This is a genomic window from Clostridium sp. 2218st1_F5_2218SCRN_220325, assembly GCF_039062665.1.
Taxonomy (GTDB): domain Bacteria; phylum Bacillota; class Clostridia; order Peptostreptococcales; family Peptostreptococcaceae; genus Intestinibacter.
Genome location: NZ_JBCLNH010000002.1, coordinates 87477 through 108940 on the forward strand (window position 1 = coordinate 87477; position 21464 = coordinate 108940).

The 21464-nt window shown below is 30.1% G+C and carries 21 protein-coding genes; 1 reads left to right on the forward strand and 20 read right to left on the reverse strand.

From position 1 onward, the window contains the following. Positions 1–93 precede the first annotated feature (93 nt). The 13 genes from hisS to modA all read right to left on the reverse strand — a co-directional run bounded on the left by hisS (position 94) and on the right by modA (position 15274). Positions 94–1356 (reverse strand): histidine--tRNA ligase, encoded by a 1263-nt coding sequence (hisS, locus tag ABCM86_RS01905; RefSeq protein WP_295677639.1) that lies wholly within the window; start codon positions 1354–1356, stop codon positions 94–96. Then, positions 1346–2818, reverse strand: a complete 1473-nt coding sequence (hemZ, locus tag ABCM86_RS01910; RefSeq protein ID WP_343003357.1) for a coproporphyrinogen dehydrogenase HemZ — start codon at positions 2816–2818, stop codon at positions 1346–1348. The genes hisS and hemZ overlap by 11 nt, the downstream gene beginning before the upstream one ends. A gap of 81 nt (positions 2819–2899) precedes the next feature. Further along, a complete protein-coding gene (locus tag ABCM86_RS01915; protein ID WP_195928960.1) occupies positions 2900–3523 on the reverse strand; it encodes an MBL fold metallo-hydrolase in 624 nt (207 codons plus the stop codon). Between the two features lie 12 nt (positions 3524–3535). Continuing rightward, the gene (gene dtd / locus ABCM86_RS01920; protein WP_195928958.1) at positions 3536–3985 is read right to left on the reverse strand and encodes a D-aminoacyl-tRNA deacylase; all 450 of its coding nucleotides are present in this window, start codon (positions 3983–3985) and stop codon (positions 3536–3538) included. A 51-nt stretch (positions 3986–4036) separates the two neighbouring features. Beyond that, entirely contained in the window at positions 4037–6247 is a 2211-nt protein-coding gene (locus ABCM86_RS01925) for a bifunctional (p)ppGpp synthetase/guanosine-3',5'-bis(diphosphate) 3'-pyrophosphohydrolase (protein WP_343003358.1), read from the reverse strand. Positions 6248–6315: 68 nt separating this feature from the next. Further along, positions 6316–6828, reverse strand: a complete 513-nt coding sequence (locus ABCM86_RS01930; protein ID WP_195928954.1) for an adenine phosphoribosyltransferase — start codon at positions 6826–6828, stop codon at positions 6316–6318. Positions 6829–6840: 12 nt separating this feature from the next. Next, positions 6841–9348, reverse strand: coding sequence for a single-stranded-DNA-specific exonuclease RecJ (gene recJ, locus ABCM86_RS01935; protein WP_343003359.1), 2508 nt, complete (start codon positions 9346–9348; stop codon positions 6841–6843). A 185-nt stretch (positions 9349–9533) separates the two neighbouring features. Then, on the reverse strand, positions 9534–10346 hold the full coding sequence (locus tag ABCM86_RS01940) for a class I SAM-dependent methyltransferase (protein WP_343003360.1): 813 nt from the start codon (positions 10344–10346) through the stop codon (positions 9534–9536). Between the two features lie 132 nt (positions 10347–10478). Continuing rightward, complete coding sequence (locus ABCM86_RS01945) at positions 10479–10979, reverse strand: gamma carbonic anhydrase family protein (RefSeq protein ID WP_195931440.1); 501 nt, start codon at positions 10977–10979, stop codon at positions 10479–10481. Positions 10980–11000: 21 nt separating this feature from the next. Then, positions 11001–12368: a thioether cross-link-forming SCIFF peptide maturase gene (gene scfB / locus ABCM86_RS01950; protein ID WP_343003361.1), complete on the reverse strand. Its 1368-nt coding sequence runs from the start codon at positions 12366–12368 to the stop codon at positions 11001–11003. Between the two features lie 183 nt (positions 12369–12551). Then, positions 12552–13613 (reverse strand): ATP-binding cassette domain-containing protein, encoded by a 1062-nt coding sequence (locus ABCM86_RS01955; protein WP_195931439.1) that lies wholly within the window; start codon positions 13611–13613, stop codon positions 12552–12554. Positions 13614–13615: 2 nt separating this feature from the next. After that, a complete protein-coding gene (modB, locus tag ABCM86_RS01960) occupies positions 13616–14308 on the reverse strand; it encodes a molybdate ABC transporter permease subunit (RefSeq protein ID WP_195931438.1) in 693 nt (230 codons plus the stop codon). Between the two features lie 132 nt (positions 14309–14440). After that, positions 14441–15274 (reverse strand): molybdate ABC transporter substrate-binding protein, encoded by an 834-nt coding sequence (gene modA / locus ABCM86_RS01965; protein ID WP_295733289.1) that lies wholly within the window; start codon positions 15272–15274, stop codon positions 14441–14443. A gap of 275 nt (positions 15275–15549) precedes the next feature. Between modA and ABCM86_RS01970 the strand changes: the two genes are divergently transcribed. Continuing rightward, positions 15550–16509 carry a helix-turn-helix transcriptional regulator gene (locus ABCM86_RS01970; protein WP_343003362.1) on the forward strand — a complete coding sequence of 320 codons (960 nt, stop codon included), beginning with the start codon at positions 15550–15552 and terminating at the stop codon, positions 16507–16509. Between the two features lie 78 nt (positions 16510–16587). On the opposite strand, the gene scfA is transcribed toward ABCM86_RS01970, so the two are convergent. The 7 genes from scfA to ruvB form a co-directional block, all read right to left on the reverse strand. Beyond that, positions 16588–16731 (reverse strand): six-cysteine ranthipeptide SCIFF, encoded by a 144-nt coding sequence (scfA, locus tag ABCM86_RS01975; protein WP_007286268.1) that lies wholly within the window; start codon positions 16729–16731, stop codon positions 16588–16590. An 89-nt stretch (positions 16732–16820) separates the two neighbouring features. Beyond that, on the reverse strand, positions 16821–17180 hold the full coding sequence (locus ABCM86_RS01980) for a TIGR04086 family membrane protein (protein ID WP_195931435.1): 360 nt from the start codon (positions 17178–17180) through the stop codon (positions 16821–16823). A 59-nt stretch (positions 17181–17239) separates the two neighbouring features. Further along, the gene (gene yajC / locus ABCM86_RS01985) at positions 17240–17521 is read right to left on the reverse strand and encodes a preprotein translocase subunit YajC (protein ID WP_343003363.1); all 282 of its coding nucleotides are present in this window, start codon (positions 17519–17521) and stop codon (positions 17240–17242) included. Between the two features lie 63 nt (positions 17522–17584). Beyond that, a complete protein-coding gene (gene tgt / locus ABCM86_RS01990) occupies positions 17585–18706 on the reverse strand; it encodes a tRNA guanosine(34) transglycosylase Tgt (protein ID WP_295676971.1) in 1122 nt (373 codons plus the stop codon). Between the two features lie 70 nt (positions 18707–18776). Beyond that, positions 18777–19259 (reverse strand): phosphate-starvation-inducible PsiE family protein, encoded by a 483-nt coding sequence (locus tag ABCM86_RS01995; RefSeq protein WP_343003365.1) that lies wholly within the window; start codon positions 19257–19259, stop codon positions 18777–18779. Positions 19260–19289: 30 nt separating this feature from the next. Next, on the reverse strand, positions 19290–20315 hold the full coding sequence (queA, locus tag ABCM86_RS02000; protein ID WP_195930084.1) for a tRNA preQ1(34) S-adenosylmethionine ribosyltransferase-isomerase QueA: 1026 nt from the start codon (positions 20313–20315) through the stop codon (positions 19290–19292). A 93-nt stretch (positions 20316–20408) separates the two neighbouring features. Continuing rightward, on the reverse strand, positions 20409–21425 hold the full coding sequence (gene ruvB / locus ABCM86_RS02005; RefSeq protein WP_195930085.1) for a Holliday junction branch migration DNA helicase RuvB: 1017 nt from the start codon (positions 21423–21425) through the stop codon (positions 20409–20411). Positions 21426–21464 lie beyond the last annotated feature (39 nt).

Here is a 21464-nt window from a genome sequence, read left to right on the forward strand (position 1 = left end):
TTTCTCCTTTATCATTTACACACTAAAGGAGGACTACTATTTTGTGGTTAGCAAAAATATAAGCAGCCCCTCTAGTATTTTTCATATATTAGATTATAATCTTTTTTTAAGTTCGTCAACTAATTCGCTTAGTTTTATAGTTGTTTGTTCTGATGTTTTCATATTTTTAAGTGTTGCTGTATCGTTAGCTAACTCATCATCACCTATAACTACTGTGTATTTAGCGTTAAGTTTGTCAGAGTACTTAAATTGAGCTTTTAAACTCTTATCTAAGTGGTCATTGTCTGCACTTATGTGATTAGTTCTTAAATCTTTTATTAATTTAAAGCTCTTAGTCTTAGCTGCATCACCTATAGTTGCTATATATATATCAGTTGATTTTGGATTTTCGATTTCTATATTGTTATTTTCTAAAGTTAATAATAATCTTTCTGCTCCAAGAGCAAATCCTATACCGCTTATACCTTTAGGTCCACCAAGCATTTCAACTAGTCCGTCGTATCTACCTCCACCACAAACTGTACTTTGAGAACCGATGTCGTTAGATATAATTTCGAACGCTGTCTTTTTGTAGTAATCTAATCCCCTAACTATAGTTTTATCAACTACATAGTTTATATCCATTTCTTTTAAGTAAGTTTGTAATTTGTCAAAGTGATCCTTACAATCTTCACATAAGTGGTCTATCATGAAAGGTATGTCTTGTAAGTTTTCTTTACAGTGAGGGTTCTTACAGTCGATAACTCTCATTGGATTTTTATCTTTTCTTTCTAAACAAGTTTCGCATAATACGTCAACTTTTTTGTCTAGATATTCTTTTAATTTTCTATTGTATTCTTCTCTACATGTTGGGCAACCTACAGAGTTTATATTTACTGATAAGTTTTTAAGTCCCATTTCGTTGAAGAATTGTACTGCAAGGCTTATAACCTCAGCATCTACTGATGGTCCATCACTTCCTAATACTTCTATACCAAATTGGTGGAATTGTCTTTGTCTTCCTGCTTGTGGTCTTTCATATCTGAAGCAAGGAGTTATGTAGTATAATTTTGTTGGTTGTGTATCAGCATACATTTTATTTTCTATAAATGATCTTATAACACCTGCTGTTCCTTCTGGTTTTAAACTTAATTGTCTATCTCCTCTATCAGTGAAACTATACATTTCTTTTTGAACAACATCAGTAGTGTCCCCAACACTTCTAGCAAATACTTCTGTGTGTTCAAAGATAGGAGTTCTTATTTCTTCATATCCATATAATGCACAGATTTCTCTGAATTTCTTTTCTATATAATGCCATTTATAAACATCCTTTGGTGTTATATCTTTAGTTCCTCTAGGTGCTTTACTTAACATTTTTCTGTACCTCCTCATATTTTCTATTTATCATTTCGTCAACTCTATCAATATATTGTTCTAGATTTTTGACGTTTTCTACTCTTTCGATTCTGTTTTCATCTGTATATACAAATTTCGTGATTGAACCTGCCCCTAAGGCAATATTGCTTTGACGTTCTTCCATAATTTGAATATTATAGATACATTCGTATCCTTCTTTAGCATAACCTATATTTTCTAGGTTTCCTAACATGTGTTTTTGTCTGTACATATAGTATGGATTAAGTCCCATTTTCTTTGCATATTTCATAGATAAATCTATCATCTTAGTCATTTCATCGAATTGAGTTAATTCATAGTTATCTATGTTTTCTTTTAATTTAGATGTTCTTTTAACAGCTAATGTGTGCACTGTTAAACTTTCTGGTGAAAGTTTTTCTATTTCTTTTAATGTATTTTCTACCATTGCTAGATTTTCATCAACAAGACCTAAAATTATATCCATATTAATATTATCAAATCCTAGCTCTCTCGCCAACTGAAAACATTCAATTATATCATTTACACTGTGTTTTCTTCCTACTTTTTGTAGAGTTTCGTCGTTCATAGTCTGTGGATTTATACTAATTCTACTTACACCGTGTTTTTTAAGAACTTCTAAAATCTCTCTATTTATTGTATCAGGTCTTCCCGCTTCCACTGTGAACTCTTTTATATTGCTTAAATCGAATTCTTTGAATAATCCTTTTATTAAAGTCTCCATTTCTTCTGGTGATAAAGTTGTTGGAGTACCTCCACCTATATATAAAGTTTCTATTTCTTTGTTGTTATCTCTAAGAAGTTCTGCAACACCTTTGGCTTCTTGAAGTAATTTTTCTACATATAGTGGCTTTTTACCACCAAATTTATCAACTGGATTTGCTGGGAATGAGCAATAATAACATCTTGTTGGACAGAAAGGAATCCCTACGTATAATGATACCTTATTTTCATCAATTGGGTAGATAAATTGTCGTTCTCTTTTTGCTATGTTTAATGCTAATTCTATTTTATCATCTTTTATATAATAATCTTCTTTTAACTTTTCTTTTATATATTCTTCGTCTTTTCCTTCGTCTAATAAAGCATGGACAATTTTTACAGGTCTTATTCCTGTAAGAATACCCCAAGGTACATTAGATTCAAATTTTTGTTCAAGAATTTTGAACATACTTCTTTTAATTGTTTCTTTTATTGTTTTTTTACGAGCTCTTTCATCTAAACCACTTAAGTCTCTGTGGTCTACATTGCTAAGTATTTCTTCGTAGTTTTCACAATAAACAGTTCTTGAAAAAACTTTATCTCCATGATAGAAAATGCTGTTTTCTATTACCATCATGCAGTCTCTCTCGTCTATAAATCTAAAATCAGAAGTGAATAATTTTATAAGTTCACTTACTTCATATTTATAATCATGTCCTTTTAGAACAACTCCTATCATTTTATGTCTCCTTTTTTATTTCTATTTTATTAAAAAATAAACCAGTACTGCCTTGATTAGCTAAAACAGTACTGGAAAAACTTAAATTTGTTGCATATATGGATTCATTCTTTTTTCTACTCCAATTGTAGATGTAGGTCCATGTCCTGGGTATATTACTGCATTATCATCGTATTTAGCTAATTTTCTTAAAGATTTCATCATTTGTTTGTAATCTCCGCCATAAAAATCAGTTCTTCCTATGCTTCCTGCAAATAAAGTATCCCCTGTGAATATGTGTTCTCCTACTTTTATGCACATTCCACCTTTTGTGTGACCTGGAGTGTGTATAATTTTTAATTTAAGGCTTCCAAGTTCTATAATATCACCTTCTTGAACATATTTGTCCGCTTCAAATTCAACTAAAGGTCCTGGAAGTTGAGCACTTAAATTTTTATTTCTATCTATTAATACTTCTTCTTCATTTACATGAGCTATTACTTTAGCATTTGTTTTGCTTTTAATTTCTGGTACACGGCATATATGATCTCCATGTCCATGAGTTAATATTATATATTCTACAGTAAGTCCATGTTGCTTTATTTTATTGAATATATCTATAGTACTTCCACCTGGATCTATTATTGCACATTTTTTTGTTTTTTCATCTCCAATGATGTAAGTATTTTCATCCATAAATCTATCTACAACTTTTTCAATTATCATCAAAATCCCCTCCTAGAAAGCTTTTTTCGATTCTAATAAGATTGTTACTGGTCCATCATTTGTAAGTTCAACCATCATATGAGCACCAAATTCCCCTGTCCCTACAGTTATTCCTTGAGCTCTTAATTTTTCTACAAATTCTTCATATAAAGGATTTGCTACATCTGGTCTTGCTGCATCAGAAAAACTTGGTCTTCTTCCCTTTCTCGCATCTCCATAAAGTGTAAATTGAGATACTGCCATTACCTCTCCACCTATATCTTTTAAAGATAAGTTCATTTTATCATTTTCATCTTCGAATATTCTTAAGTTAGTTACCTTATCTACCATATAGTCTACGTCTTTAGAAGTATCGTCATGAGTTACCCCTAATAATACTAATAACCCTTTTTTAACTTCTCCAGTTACTCTTTCATCTACAGTAACTCTCGAACTCGCTACTCTTTGAACAACAGCTCTCATATCTGCCTCCCTAAATTTCAAATTATTTTATGAGTATATAAAATTCTGGGATTAATTTCTCATTCTTGAAACGTCGTCAACCCCTGGAATTGATTTTATTTTTTTCATAAGTTGTTTTAATTCTGATATATCGTTAACTTCGACTAATAAGCTGATATTTGCTGTGTTGTCTTTTAGGACTCTACAGTTTATACCGCTTATGCTTAGTTTTTCCATAGATACAACATGTATAATGTCATTTAAAAGACCTACTCTATCTACTGCGATGATTTTTACTTCTCCTTCAAATTTGCTCTTTTCAGGATTATTCCACTCAACTTCTACAAGTCTATTTTGTAGGAATTCATCGTCTAGTTTTATATTAGTACAGTCTCTTCTGTGGATTGCAACACCTCTACCTTTAGTGATATATCCTACTATATCATCACCTGGAAGTGGGTTACAACATTTTGCAAATCTTACAAGTATGTTGTCTAATCCTTTTACAGTTATACCGTTGTCTTTTTTCTTTCTTTTCTTAGCATATTCATGCTCATCAAAGTTTTTCTTAATTTTGTCTTCTTTTTCTTGCATTCTTTTTTCTTTTTCTTGTCGATTGACTTCTTTATTGTAGAAATCTCTGACTTTTGGCATAACTTGTGATGTTGCTATACCACCATATCCTATAGTTGCAATTAAATCTTCTAATGTTGGTTGATTGAATTTTTTTGCAACTTGATTTAAGAATTTTTGAATGCTTGAATTTTTGTATGGTATATTGTAACGTTTAAATTCTTTTTCTAATATATCAGTACCACGTTCGATATTTTCTTCTCTTCTTTCTTTTTTGAACCATTGTCTTATTCTATTTCTAGCAGTTGGTGTCTGTACTATATTTAGCCAGTCACGACTAGGTCCAGTTGAATTTGAAGATGTTATAACTTCAACAATTTCGCCGTTTTGTAATTTATAATTTATAGGAACAATTTTACCATTTATTTTTGCACCAGTACACTTATTTCCTACGTTTGTATGCACTCTATAAGCAAAGTCAATTGGAGTTGAACCTGCTGGTAATTCGATTACATCTCCTTTTGGTGTAAATACATAAACTTGGCTATTAAATACATCGTCTTTTAATGCATCTAAAAACTCATGTGGGTCTTGGACGTCTTTTTCCCATTCCATCATTTGTCTTAGCCATTTTAATTTTTGTTCCATCTTAGCATCTTGGTTGCCTGTGATTCCCTCTTTATATTTCCAGTGGGCAGCTATACCGTTTTCAGCTATTTCATGCATTTCATGCGTTCTAATTTGTATCTCTACAGGTTCTCCATCAGGACCAATTACCGTTGTATGAAGAGATTGATAAAGATTTGGTTTTGGCATAGCAATATAATCTTTAAATCTACCTGGCATTGGAATCCACATTGTATGAACCATTCCTAAAACAGCATAACAATCTTTAACTGTATTGACAATTATTCTTACAGCAGTTAAATCATAAATTTCTTCGAACGTTTTATTTTTCTTTTTCATTTTTTTATAGATACTATAAAAATGTTTTGGTCTACCAGATACTTCGCAATTTATATCGACTTCTTTGAATTTTTCTTCTAATAAATGTACTATTTTATCTATGTATTCCTGCCTTTGACTTCTTTTCATTGTTATCTTATCAGAAAGTTCTCGATAACCTTCTGGATCGATATATTTTAAAGCTAAGTCTTCTAATTCCCATTTAATCTTTGAGATACCTATTCTATGAGCAATTCCACCATATATTTCTAGAGTTTCTTTAGCTTTATATTTAGCTTTTTCCTCTGGCATAAATTTAAGAGTTCTCATATTGTGAAGTCTATCAGCTAATTTAATTAATATAACCCTAATATCTTTAGCCATTGCTAAGAACATTTTTCTAAGGTTTTCAGCTTGAGACTCTTCTTTTGTTTGATACTTAATTTTACCTAATTTAGTTACTCCGTCTACTAAGTCGGCTATATCTTTTCCAAATAGTTCTGTAATGTCTTCATATGTGTAAGGTGTATCTTCTACGACATCGTGTAGTAGACCTGCTGCTATAACTTCCATATCTAGCTCTAAATCGGCTAAGATATTTGCAACAGCTATTGGATGAATTATATATGGCTCACCCGATTTTCTAAATACGCCTGCATGAGCAGATTTTGCTAATTCGTATGCTTTTATAACTGGTGTTACGTCGGCGTTAGGAGCGTATTTTTTAATTTTATCTAAAATTTCTTGTAATTCCTTGTCATACATATTACCACCTGATTATCCTATATTTTTATATATATGAAAATAGTTGGTATATACCAACTATTATTATTCTAGTATTTAATTAGAGCATTTACATGGCAGTCTTGTAATTTATCTCTACCATTTAAATCTTCTAATTCTATTAAGAATTGTGTTGAAACTACTTCTCCACCTAATTGTTCTATTAGTTTTATTGCTGCTTCAGTAGTTCCTCCTGTAGCTAGTAAATCGTCAACTATTGCTACTCTTTGACCTGGTTTTATTGCATCTTTGTGTATTTCTAATATGTTTGATCCATATTCTAAATCATACTCAAATCTTTCAACTTCTCCTGGTAATTTTCCTGGTTTTCTAACAGGTACAAACCCAACACCTAATGCATAAGCAACTGGAGTTCCTATTAAAAATCCTCTTGCTTCTGGCCCAACAACTATATCTACGTTTTTATCCTTTAAATCTTCTGCTATTTGATCAATAGTATATTTTAAAGCTTCTCCATCTTGTAATAAAGTTGTTATGTCTTTAAAACTAATTCCCTCTTTTGGGAAATCTTCAATAACCCTTACACATTTTTTTAAATCCATTTTAGATTCCTCCTAATAGCTTTCTAAGCAACTCTCTCTTAGATGTTTCATATTCGTAAGTATCAAACTTTCATCAAGATTAAATTTAGATACAGATTCTTCTGTAAAATCTATAATTAAATTATTGTTTTTATCGTTTATTTCGTAATTTAATAAATTAAATTCTCTAAATACACTTAATATAGTAAATAATTTAAGTGGCATAATTCCAAATACAGCCTTTATCTTATTAAGTGTGATATCTATATGTTTATTTGTAATACAATATTTATATACAAATATAAATTCTTGTCTCGTAGGTACTATGTTTTCCATTATATTATTTAAATATAATTTACTTTTCTCGTCATAATACTTCATAATTTTACTATTTGTACCAATATTATCTAATAAATACAAATATTCTTGTTTATTATATAAAACATCGTAAAGAATAATACTATTATATATGTTTAAATCTAATTTATCAAGATTAGGAGAAAATATAAGTTTTATTTTATGTGTATTTTTAGATATTTCGCCAAATTCGACATCAAATTCTTCTTCTATAAGTGATAAGTCTGAATATGCTCTAAAAAATCCATTTAACGTATTACACATTACTAAAGTGTCTTCTTTGAAATACTCAAATATATTTATATTTTTTATATCATTACTTTTATTATAAAAATTATCTGATATTTCATTTTCTCCAAAATTATTCTCTTTTATTCTTTTATTTTCTAAATTGTAATCTATTTGGTATAAATTGTTCGTATCTTTTGGAACAATCTTTGAAAATAACTTAATAGAATTAAAATCCTTTATCGCAGATTTTGGATGTGCCATTCTTACATCTTTAAGTAAAAATTGTACTTTTCTATTGTTGTTATAGTTATTTTCATCAAGTTGGAACAATACATCTACCTTATCTCCTCTAGTAAAATCATCTGCTAAATAAGCCATATTAAATCCTATAGCCTCATAGACATGGTCTTTTTGAAGAGTTAATTTAAGGTGTTGTTTTGCTGCTCCAACAAACCCTATATTAGAAAGAAGTAAATCCCTCATTATAAATCTCGGTGTTGGATTACTCATTCCAAATGGCTCTAATAAATGAAGGTCATCTACTAATTTTAAATCTACTTGACCTTCTTGTAGCTCATATTCTACTTTTACATTTTCAATTAGATCTTCTTGGCTTAAATTGTAGTCAGCTATTTCATTTACTCTTTTTCTAAGTTCATCTATATTTTCCATATTCATAGAAAGTCCTGCTGCTTGTTCGTGTCCACCAAATTTAGTCATTAAGTCTTTGCATTTGACAAGTGCATCAAATATGCTAAATCCTTTTATTGATCTTGCAGACCCTGTCGCCATACCTTCTTCTATAGTCAATAAGATTGTTGGTTTATAATATTTTTCAGTTAATTTTGATGCTACTATTCCTATTATTCCATGTTGCCAACCTTCATTAGCTATAACTAAAACTTTATCATCTTGGTATGCCGGGTCGCTATTTATAATCGCCTCAGCCTCACTATACATCTTGCTTTCTATTAACTGTCTTTCACTGTTTTTTTCTTCTAAATCAAGCGCTATTTCTTTTGCTTTTTTAGGGTCATCTGCTGTGAAAAGCTCTACTCCTAAGTAAGAATATCCTAGACGACCCGATGCATTTATTCTAGGCCCTACAGAATATCCTATGTGTGATGATTTTATTTGGTGAGTGTCTATGCCACATACTTTTATAAGTTCTTTTAAACCTATATTTTTACCATCTTTCATCATTTTAAGACCAGTTTTTACAATTATTCTATTTTCATCTTTTAGTGGCACTATGTCACATATTGTAGCCAATGTCACAATTTCTAGATAATTATACATAGTTGTCTTAAATTCTTCTGGTGGTGTTAAAGCTTGTATTAATTTAAATGCTACTCCACATCCACATAAAAAATCATATGGATAAGTACAGTCTTCTTGTTTTGGATTTATTACTGCGATTGCGTATGGAACTTCATCTTGGCATTCATGGTGGTCAGTAATTATAACATCCATTCCAAGTTCTTTCGCAAATTCTACTTCTTTTGCTGATGTAATCCCACAGTCAACACTTATTAATAAATCGCATCCCATTTCATTGATTTTTTCTAATGCTTCAACACTAATTCCATAACCTTCTTTTAATCTATTTGGTATGTAATAATTAACATCATATCCTATCGACTTAAAATATAAAACTAATACAGAAGTTGACGATACGCCGTCCACGTCGTAATCTCCATAAATAAATATTCGTTGATTTTTTTCGATAGCTTCTTTTATTCTATCTACACCTTTTTGCATATCTTTCATCAAAAATGGGTCTCTTAAATAATCTAAAGATGGATTCATGAATATTTCCGCATCTTTTTCTGTTATTATGTCTCTATTTTTTAATATTTGGCTTATTTCCGGGGAAATACCAATTTTTTCACTCATTTTATCTTGTTCTATTTTCCCGAAATGTCTCAAAGTCCATTTCTTTTTATAAAGCATATAATCACCTCCTGATTTATATAAATCACATTTTTATTTTTCCAATTTATCCATTTATTATAAAAACTCTCTACACTTTTATTGTGTTAATTTTTTCCATAGATTTATTATTTATTTTATATATTCTGCTTTATATTTTTACAAGTTTTATTATATTATATTTTTGTATTATTTCATAATTTGTTTTACTTTTTCCAATATACTACCGCTTTTTTAGCTTTTATTTTTTCATATACTACACCATTTTGGCTTATATCTTTTAAGTATTGTTTTACTTTTTCTTCTTGGATATTATCTATATCATACTTAGCTTTACATCTATTTATATATACTTCATATGCATTTTCAAGCGTTCTCTCACTGTCCCAGCTTTGATCTATATATTCTACATTAGGGTAATATCCATTTTCCCATAGTATATTGAATACATACAAAACGCTCTTTTCTGATTTACTTTCTTGTTTATTAATCCCTAATATTTTATCTATTTCATCTGTAACTGAATCTGACCTTCTCGTACCAGAACAAAATATCCCGGCATTTTTGCTACAATCTATAAACTTTTTAAATGTATCATAATTGCATATCGCAGGTGTCATACAAGCTATTACTAAGTCAAATTGATGAATCATCCCTTCTTTTTTTATATCTAATTTGGACCAATCATCACATCTAAATTCTATATTTGTCTTTTCATATTCTTTTGCCCTTTTTTGTGCAGATTCAATCATCTTTGGCGACAAATCAGTTCCAACAATTTTGAAACAGTCGTCTGATAATGCTATAGAATATTTTCCTGCTCCACATCCAACATCTAATATAGTCCCTTTTTTGTCTATTAAATTATTTTCTTTTATTATCTGTATAAATATCTCTTTTTTTACTTCTTCTAAATCATAACTCCCAAAATAATCTGCCTTTGCATTCCACAGTTTTACTGCAGCATCATCATTAGCATTTTCATATTTCCAATTTTCTTTAATACTCTCAATAAACATAATATATTCCCCCTAAAAAAAATGGATACAACATTGCTTATTGATTAATGTCGTATCCATTTATATTTTATATAATAATTTTAGCTTAAATTTATTTAAAATTACAACATATACTATTTATAAATCTCAAATTTATTTATGTCTTTGAGCATTTTTATAATAGTCATCTGCTGATTTTATTAAACTTTGTTTTTCTTCATCAGTCAATTCTCTGACAACTTTTGCTGGAGAACCCATTATAAGAACGCCATCTGGGAATTTTTTATTTTGTGTAACTAAAGCCCCAGCAGCTATCATGCAGTATTCTCCTATTTCTGCACCATTTAGAACTATTGCACCCATACCTACAAGACTGTTATTACCGATTTTACATCCATGCACTAATGCGTTATGACCTACTGTTACATTATCACCTATAACAGTGTCTACATCCCATCCTACATGAATTACAGTACCATCTTGTATATTAGTATTTTCACCTATTCTTATAGCATGTTCATCACCTCTAAGAACAGTATTATACCATATGCTTGAATTTTTACCTATTTTGACATCACCTATTATGTCCGCACTTTCTGCAACAAAAACAGATTCGTCAATCTCAGGCATAATTCCATCAAATTCTTTAATCATTTGCATTCGCCCCTTTAAATATTAATTTCCTTCTAACATTAATTTGGCTTGAATCATTATAGCACATTCAGTACGTTTCTTTTGCATTTCACATCCAAGTTTATAAGGAACTTTTATGTCATTGTTGAAGTTGATTGCATTTGCATGACATCCACCTGAACAATAGAATTTGTTCCAACAGTTTCTACATTCATCTTTAGCATAAACGTGAGCTTCTCTGAACATATTTGTTACTTCTTGTGGTAATTCTATTTTTTCTTCTAATATATTTCCTAATTTGAAGTCTTCATTTCCTACGAATTGATGACATGGATATATATCACCTGATGGAGTTATTGCTAGGTATTCATTACCTGCACCACAACCAGTTATTCTTTTTATAACACAAGGTCCTTGATTTAAGTCTATCATAAAGTGGAAGAATGTGAAACCTTCGTCTTTTAATTTCATATCTGCATATTGAACTGCTAATTTTTCATATTCTTCAAATACTTTTGGAAGATCTTCTTCTCTTAATGCATAAGGATTTTCTACTTCTCCAACAACTGGCTCTACAGATGTTAATTTGAATCCTTCATTTGCAAAGTGAAGTACGTCTTCTGAGAAATCTAAGTTATCTCTAGTGAATGTACCTCTTATGTAGTAGTATTTGTCTTTTGGTCTTTCAGATACTAATTTTTTGAATTTAGGAGCTATTATATCATAACTTCCTTTGTTATTTACTGTAGGTCTCATGTTGTCGTTTACTTCTTTTCTACCGTCTAAACTAAGAACTACATTGTGCATATTTTCGTTTATGTATTTTATTTTTTCGTCGTCTAATAAAACACCATTTGTTGTTATTGTGAATCTTATATTTTTTCCACGAGCTTTTTCAGCTTCTCTTCCGTACTCAACAAGTTGTTTAACAACGTCGAAGTTCATTAGTGGCTCTCCACCGAAAAAGTCTATTTCTAGGTTTCTTCTATTTCCTGAATTAGCTATTAAGTAATCTATTGCCGCTTTACCAACTTCAAAGTTCATTATTTCTTTTGCTCCACCGAAGTCACCTTGTGATGCGAAACAATATTTACATCTTAAGTTACAATCGTGTGAAACGTGTAAACATAAAGCTTTTACAACTTTTTGTCTATTTACAAAGTTTGGATTAAATTCGTATGTATCTGTTGTGAATAATAATCCTTCTTCTTTTAAACTAGTTATTTCATCATATGCTTCATCTATTTGTTCTGCTGTGAATTTATCTTCTAACTTAGCTATTATTTCTTCTTTTGTATTTTCTTCATATAAATCAACTAATTCATATGCAACATCATCTAATATATGTACGCTTCCTCCATCTACGTCTAATACCATATTGTATCCGTTCATAGAAAACTTATGTATCATGTCTATTTCCTCCTAAAGTTAAGTTTTGTCTATTTTTTACACAAAATTTATTATAACTTTTTAAGATGATGTAATCAAGTTATACACGACTTTATTTATCGAAATATAAATATATTTAAAACAAAAACTCTCTCGCAATTATGTGAGAGAGTCTTTGTAATACTTTTTCTTATGGGTGTTTGTTTAAAAATCAAAAACAGAGTTTTTTTCAAATTTAACTCTAATTTTTTGTCCAACTTTAACTTTTTCTATATTTTTATCAACTTCCATTTGTAATGAAAGATTGTTTTCATTGTCACAATTTTTTATATGTATATTGTAAGTAAATGAATTTTCTATTACTTTTACAACAGTCATTTCAAATATATTTTCACCATCTTCTATATCTTGTGAATTATCTTCAACAACTTTCATATGATGTGCTCTTATTCCAATATGTTTAGAATTTTCGTTGACACCTTTTTCTATTTTACAGTTAAATCCCCAATCTTTGGCAAATACTGTATCTGTATTAATTATATCACAAGATGATATGTTTTTGCATCCTGTTATAACAGCTTCTGTCATACAACTTGGATGTACGAACAACTCATTCTTTGTTCTTTTTGGTAATGAAAGCCCATTATCAAATACTATTATATCATCACTTATTCTATAGGCCTCTGATATATCATGAGTTACAAATAATACATTTCCATCAAAGTCTTTTAATATTTCACATAATTCATTTTCCATATTACTTCTAAGATGATAATCTAATGCTGAAAATGGCTCATCTAATATTAATATATCTGGATTTAAACATAATGCTCTAGCTAGTGCTATTCTTTGTTGTTGTCCTCCTGACAATTGCCATGGGTATCTATCTTCAAATCCTTCTAATCTGAACTTCTTAAGATATTTTTTAGTTATTTCATCTTTTTCTTCCTTAGATAACTTTTCTATCCCCAACTGTATATTTTGTTTAACTGACATATGTGGGAATAGTGCATAGTTTTGGAATAAAAACCCTATATTTCTCTGTTGAGGCGTTAGGTTTATCTTTTTTTCTGAATCAAAAAACACCTTTCCATTTGAAATTATTTTTCCTTTATCAGGTTTTACAATACCTGCAATACATCTTAGCGTCATACTTTTTCCGCATCCAGATTGACCTAATAATCCAACTATCCCATCTTCTTGCTCAAATTTAACTTTTAATTTAAAGGAGCCTAGATCTTTTTCTATATCAACATATAAAGACATTTCTATTTACCTCCTCTACTTCTTTTTCCAACAAGGTCTTGCTGTTTATCAGACCAAAAGTTTAATACTAATATCATAACTACAGAAATAGCCACAATTGTCGCTACCCATAACATAGCTCCCTTATAATTCATTGCTTGCACTTGGAAGAATATCGCAAGTGGCATAGTTTGAGTTTTTCCTGGTATATTACCAGCCATCATTAATGTAGCTCCAAATTCTCCTAATGCTCTTGCAAAAGATAATACTACTCCACCGATTATTCCTGGCCAAGCAAGAGGTACCGAAATCTTATAAAAGATTTTCCACTTACTCATTCCTAATGTTTTTGCCGCTGCAATTAAATTATCGTCAATTTGTTCAAAAGCTGAACGTGATGATCTATACATCATTGGGAATGCTACTACAACAGCCGAAATTACTGTTGCTGTCCATGTAAATATTAAGTTTATATCAAACTGTAATAAGAACTTCCCTGCTGGTCCATTTTTACCAAAGAAAATAAGTAAAAAGAACCCTAAAACAGTAGGAGGAAGAACAAGCGGTAATGTAAATATACTATCGATTATTCCCCTCCATTTCCCTTTATAGTTTGCAACTAAATAAGCTGTTCCTATTCCTAAAAAAAATGTTATTACTGTTGCCAGTAAAGATGTTTTAACGGAAATCCAAAGAGGTGTTAAACCTGCATCCATCTTATTCTTCCTCCTCTTAAATTTTATAATCTTCTCTATTTATTAATAACCTATAAATGACGCAAATGCATCATCTATAGGTTATGTCATTTAAAATCATTATTTTTAATTTATAATATCTATAATTTAAAACTATTTAGCTTTTTTGAATCCATATTTTTCTAATATAGCTTGTCCTGCATCACTTAATAAGAAATCTTCAAATTGTTTAGCAGCATCTGATTGTTTGCTATCTTTAAGAACAGCTATTGGGTAAGCTATTTCTGAGTGAGTATCTTCGTCAGTAGTTAAAACTACATCTACATCATCTACTCCATGAGCATCACTTAAGTAAACAAAACCAACTTGTGCAGCACCTTGTTGTACATAAGATAAAACTTGTTTAACGTCTTTACCTAAAACTAATTTGCTTTGTACTGCATCATATAATTTAGTATTATCTAAAACTTCTTTAGCGTATTTACCAGCTGGAACACTTTCTGGATCTCCTATAGCTATTTTTGTTATAGAATCAGATTTTAAATCATCTAATGAATCTATTTTTTCACCTTTAGCAGCTACTAATACTAAATCATTTATTAATAAAGTTTTTACATCGTCTTTATTTATTGTTCCGTCTTCAACTAATGCATCCATTTGTTTTGCACCTGCAGATATAAATACATCACATTCTGCACCTTCTTGTATTTGTTGCATTAATGTTCCTGAAGAACCTAAGTTAACTGTTAATTTTACATCTGGATTTACTTGTTTGAATTCTTTTTCTATTTCTACCATTGCTTCTTGTAATGAAGCTGCTGCAGATATTTTTAATTCTATTTCTTTTCCTGATGATTTTGAAGATGATGCATCGCTTGATGCACCTGAAGATGAGTTAGAAGATGATGAACTTCCGCTATTGCTGCATCCTACTGCACCTAACATTAAGCATAATGCTAGTGATAAAACCCCGAATTTCTTTTTCATAATTGAAATTTCCCCCTACCTTATAATTGTTCGTCACAACTAAACATGTTATAACATTACTGGTTTGTATATTTTTGTTATGTTTTATAATGTTTTACCATTTTTAATTATGTTCATTCTTATTGTATAATGTTTTCTCTTTTTTTTCAACTTTTTTAGACAAAATTTACCTTATTTTTTTCTGCTTTTCGACCAAAAATGATGTTAATAGTATAATTTTTAGATATACATAATTAAACAAATATTATAAAATATTACATAAGGAGGCTGATATTATGGATTCAACATCATTAACGCCATTAGAAGTTGCGGAATTATTAAAAATAACAAAAAATACAGTTTATGAGTTAATAAAAAGAGGTGAACTTCCAGCTTATAAAGTAGGCAAAAAACTTCGTATTGATAAAGAAGATATCAATAATTATATAAATAATCAAAAAAAAGGTAGTTCATCACCTCAAACTAAACATTCAAAACAAGAAATCCTTGCAAATGATATAGCTATCAATAAGGATATGAATATAGACGATAAAAACATTATAATTTGTGGTCAAGATATGATTTTAGATATTTTAGGTAGAAATATTGAAAGTCGTCTTCCATCTATAAAGTCATACAGATCTTATATGGGAAGTTATAATGGTCTAATTAATTTATACACTAATAAAGCATCTATTGCTTCAACTCATCTATGGGACTGGGAAACTTCAGAATATAATATTGATTTTGTTAAGAAATTACTTCCTGGAATTCCATGCACAATAATCAACTTGACATATAGAATTCAAGGTTTTTATGTTCAAAAAGGGAATCCTAAAAATATAAAGGGATGGGACGATTTAAAAAGAAATGATTTAAATTATATAAACAGAGAAATTGGATGCGGTGTCAGAGTTTTATTAGACGGCAAATTACGTGAACTAAATATTCCTTCTAATAAGATTAATGGTTATAACTGTGAAGAAAACTCTCACTTAGCTGTTGCAAGTGCTATTGCAAGAGGTAAAGGTGATTTTGGTTTAGGTATAGAAAAAGTCGCTAAGCAAATAGATAATATTGATTTTATTCCTCTACAAAGTGAACGATATGATTTAGTTATAAAAACTGAAAATCTAGAAAATCCAATTTATAAAGAAATTTTAAACATTATTAATTCAGATGAATTCAAAGATGAATTGGTAGGACTTGGTGGTTATGATTTAAAAGATACGGGAAGAATAATAGCAGAAACATAACCCACCTTTAACTTTTAAAAAGGGAATTGAACGGTAACTCAAATCACCATTCAATTCCCTTTGTATTTTATGTAGATACTATCTTTCACATTCTTGGTTAGCAACTGTACAAGAAGTCTTGCAAGCTGATTGACAAGAAGTTTGACATTCTCCACATCCACCTTTAGCAGCACTTTCTTTTAAAGTAGCTTGAGATAAAGTTTTTATATGTTTTTTAGCCATGTCGAATTTCCTCCTAATCTTTTGTTTGTATGTATAATTTTATAACACTTGAATAATTATAACATATATTCCATATATTTAAAAATATTTTAGAAATTAACTCCTATAATTCCTCCAATTCCACCGGCTACAGTCGTTAATATTACACTATATAGCATACTTATCTCAAAAGAAAAATTTTCTTTTGCTAAGAAAACTAATACTATTAAAAATACTATATAAAGCAATCCTTCAAGCAATCCATATAACAACCCTTTTTCTTTTATTTGTTTACAAGCATAAAATCCACCAAATGCAGCACCAAAAGTTGTAATAATGGATACTATTAATCCCATACTATCTGAAGACATCTTTGTAAAAGTTAATAATGCATTGTAAATTAAAATTACAATTAGAGTAAAGATATATGCATATCCCAATCCTTTAAAAATACTTATCGCTTTATTCATAAAAAAACCTCCCTTCTTAAATAAATATATTTAAGAGGAAGGTTTTAAATTCCTAATTATTATTTACTTTCTTTTTTTGATTGAACGCTACCTATAGCCCATTTTTGTATTGGCATTTTAGTTCTGCTTGGTCCAAATTCTATAACTATAGTTTCTTCTTCTATTTTTGCTACGTTAGCAACAATACCACCTATAGTTACTATAGTATCTCCAACAGCTAAAGAATCTCTCATTTCTTTTAATTCTTTATCTTTTTTCTTTTGTGGTCTTATAAATAAGAAGTAGAATATTGCAAATAAAGCAATTATATACACAATTGACCATACTAATTGTTGATTCATTTTATTTTCTCCTTTAACTTTTATTTAAAAATATTTATTATTAAATATTATATAGTAAATATTTTATAATTCATACCCATATTTAGTAAAAAATTCTTCTCTGAAGTCTAGTAATCTATCTTCTCTTATTGCTTGTCTAACTTGTTCCATTAATTTAAGTAAGAATCTTAAGTTGTGTGTAGTTATAAGTCTAGCAGCTAATATTTCGTTAGCTTTTACTAAGTGTCTTATATATGCTTTTGTGTAGTTTTGACAGCAATAGCAATCACACTCTGGATCTAATGGAGTAAAGTCTTTAGCATAAGCAGCATTTCTAACTACAACTTTACCTTGGCTAGTCATAGCAGTACCATTTCTAGCTATACGAGTTGGAAGTACGCAGTCGAACATGTCTACTCCTCTTATTACACCTTCGATTAAGTCGTCAGGTGAACCAACACCCATTAGGTATCTTGGCTTATCAACTGGCATAAGTGGTGTAGTATATTCTAATACTTCGTACATAAGTGGTTTAGGTTCTCCAACACTAAGTCCACCTATTGCGTATCCTGGTAAATCTATAGCAGTTATTTCTTTTGCTGATTGCTCTCTTAAATCTTTATACATACCACCTTGGATTATACCGAATAATGCTTGGTTTTCTGTATTTTTGTGAGCATCTTTACATCTTTGAAGCCATCTTGTAGTTCTTTCTAAAGATTTTTTAACGTATTCTCTGTCAGCTGGGTATGGAGCACATTCGTCAAATGCCATCATTATGTCTGAACCTAATGCATTTTGTATCTCCATAGCTTTTTCTGGACTTATGAAGTGTCTTGAACCATCTAAATGTGATTTAAATGTAACACCTTCTTCAGTTATTTTTCTAAGTGGTCCTAGTGAGAATACTTGGAATCCACCACTATCTGTTAATATTGGTTTGTCCCAATTCATAAATTTGTGAAGCCCACCAGCTTCTTTTACTAATTCGTGACCTGGTCTCATATATAAGTGGTAAGTATTACTTAGGATTATTTGTGATCCTATTTCTTTTAATTCTTCTGGTGTCATCGCCTTTACTGTTGCTTGTGTACCAACTGGCATGAATATAGGCGTTTCTATACTTCCATGTGGTGTGTGTAATATTCCAAGTCTTGCACCACTTTGTTTACAAGTTTTGATAAGTTCGTATCTTATTGCACTCATTTTGTTTCTCCTTAAAATTTCAAATATATTGATTAATCTCTATATTAAATTTATGATGTAAGTATATTTATTAAAACATACTTACATTTTCATCATCATCTTTTAGATAAGATGCTATTATACTTTTGATAGTAGATTTTGATTCTTTTTCTATGCCTTCTTTGTCCTTTTCCGGCATTAAATATTTCTTAATGAAGAATATAGCTGCTATAGCTAATACACCTAATAATAATTCACCTGCACTTGATGACTTAGGTATTAAAAGTAGCTTTCTTGCTATTGCGTATAAAAGAACTTCTAATAAAGTTTCAGGTCGATGTAAGCAAAGCATAATTACTAATTCTACGGCTATTACAAGTAATAATATTTGTGCCAAGAAGTTATTTAGTTGCTCGTAATTAACAGGATTTGCGAAGTCGATAATATAAGCACCATAAACCTCTCTCAAAATATCGAATATACCTAAAAGTATGACTAATAGTATTACTACTGATAGTAAAATCTCACATAAATGTGCTATTTTAATAAAAGTCTGCTTTGTATTTCTTTTCATTTTTTCGGCCCCCAGTTAAGTTTGATATTATTATTTTATAAACATTGCATCTCCAAAACTAAAGAATCTGTATTTGTCCTTAACTGCTTGATTGTAAGCATTTAATACATGCTCTTTTCCTGCTAAAGAACTAACTAGCATTATAAGTGTAGACTCTGGTAAATGGAAGTTAGTTATTAAGTTATCTATAACTTTCCATTTGTATCCTGGGTATATAAATATATTTGTCCATCCTGATGTAGCTTTTACTAAGCCATTTTCATCAGCTACTGACTCTATAGTTCTTGTACTTGTTGTACCAACACTTATTACTCTATTTCCATTTGCTTTAGCTCTATTTATTTTTTCTGCTGCTTCTTCTGTCACCATGTAGAATTCTGAATGCATTTGGTGGCTGTTAACATCATCTACTTTTACTGGTCTGAAAGTTCCAAGACCAACATGAAGTGTTACGAATGCTAAATCAACACCTTTTTCTTTTATTTTAGTTAATAATTCTTCTGTAAAGTGAAGTCCAGCAGTTGGAGCTGCTGCAGAACCATTATGTTTAGAATAAACTGTTTGATATCTTTCTCTTTCATCTAGTTTTTCTGTTATATATGGTGGTAGTGGCATGTTTCCTAATTCGTCTAGAATTTCTTCAAATATACCATTATATTCGAATTTAACTATTCTAGCTCCATCTTCACCCATTCCAACTACTTCTGCTATTAGTTTGCCATCTCCAAATGAGAATCTAGCTCCTATTTTAGCTCTTTTACCTGGTTTAACTAATGTTTCCCAAGTATCATCTTCAGTTCTTTTTAAAAGTAAAAATTCTATTTTTCCACCTGTTTCTACTTTTGAACCGATAAGTCTAGCTGGGATTACTCTAGTGTCGTTTAAAACTAGGCAATCTCCTGGATTTAAATAATCTATTATATCTTTAAATATTCTATGTTCGATTTCACCAGTTTCTTTATTAAGTACCATAAGTTTAGAACTTGTTCTATCTTTTATTGGAACTTGTGCAATTAATTCTTCTGGTAAATCAAAGTTAAAATCGCTTGTTTTCAATTTTTTAACTTCCTTTCTAAATAAATATTTGTCAAAACATACAAATACAATGATAACAAATATTTATTTATTTGGGTAGACTTTTATAAAATCTTATTTTTGGGGATATTCTATATTTAAATGTTCATATGCTCTTGGCATAGCAATACGCCCCCTAGGCCCTCTATTTATAAAACCTAGTTGAAGTAAATACGGCTCATAAACATCTTCTATTGTATTTCTATCCTCTCCAATTGATGCTGCTAATGTGTCTAATCCTACTGGCCCACCGCCAAACTTGTGGATTATTGTTAAAAGTAGTTTTTCATCAACATCATCAAGACCTAAACTGTCTACACCTAATAATTCTAAGGCATCATTTGCAACTTCATCAGTTATATTTCCGCCGGCTTTTACTTGAGCATAGTCTCTAACTCTTTTTAGAAGTCTATTTGCTATTCTTGGTGTCCCCCTAGAACGTCTAGCAATCTCTGTTGCTCCATTTAAGTTTATTTCTGCTTCTAGAAGATTTGCTGATCTCATTGAAATTTGAGCTAATTCATCTACTGTATAGTAGTCTAATTTGCATATTACTCCAAATCTATCTCTAAGTGGGTTTGTAAGCATTCCCGCTCTAGTCGTCGCACCAATTAGTGTGAATTTTGGTAAATCAAGCCTTATACTTCTTGCTGATGGTCCTTTTCCGATAATTATATCTATACAGTAATCTTCCATTGCAGGGTATAAAACTTCCTCTACACTCCTATTTATTCTGTGTATTTCGTCAATAAATAATACATCATTTTCCTCTAAATTAGTTAAAATTGCCGCTAAATCACCAGCTCTTTCAATAGCTGGACCAGATGTAATTCTAAGGTTTACACCCATTTCATTGGCTATTATTCCAGCTAAAGTTGTTTTTCCTAAACCTGGAGGTCCATATAATAAAACGTGGTCTAGTGGCTCATTTCTAGATTTTGCTGCCTCTATAAATATTTCTAATTGTTCTTTTACTTTTTCCTGACCTAAATAATCCGATAAACTCTTAGGTCTTAAACTAACTTCTGTCTCTGTATCTTCTGATTTCATGCTAGAAGTTATCAATCTATTTTCATCACCTAAATCAAACATTTACCAATCTCCTTTCTATATTTTCGTCTATTTAAATCT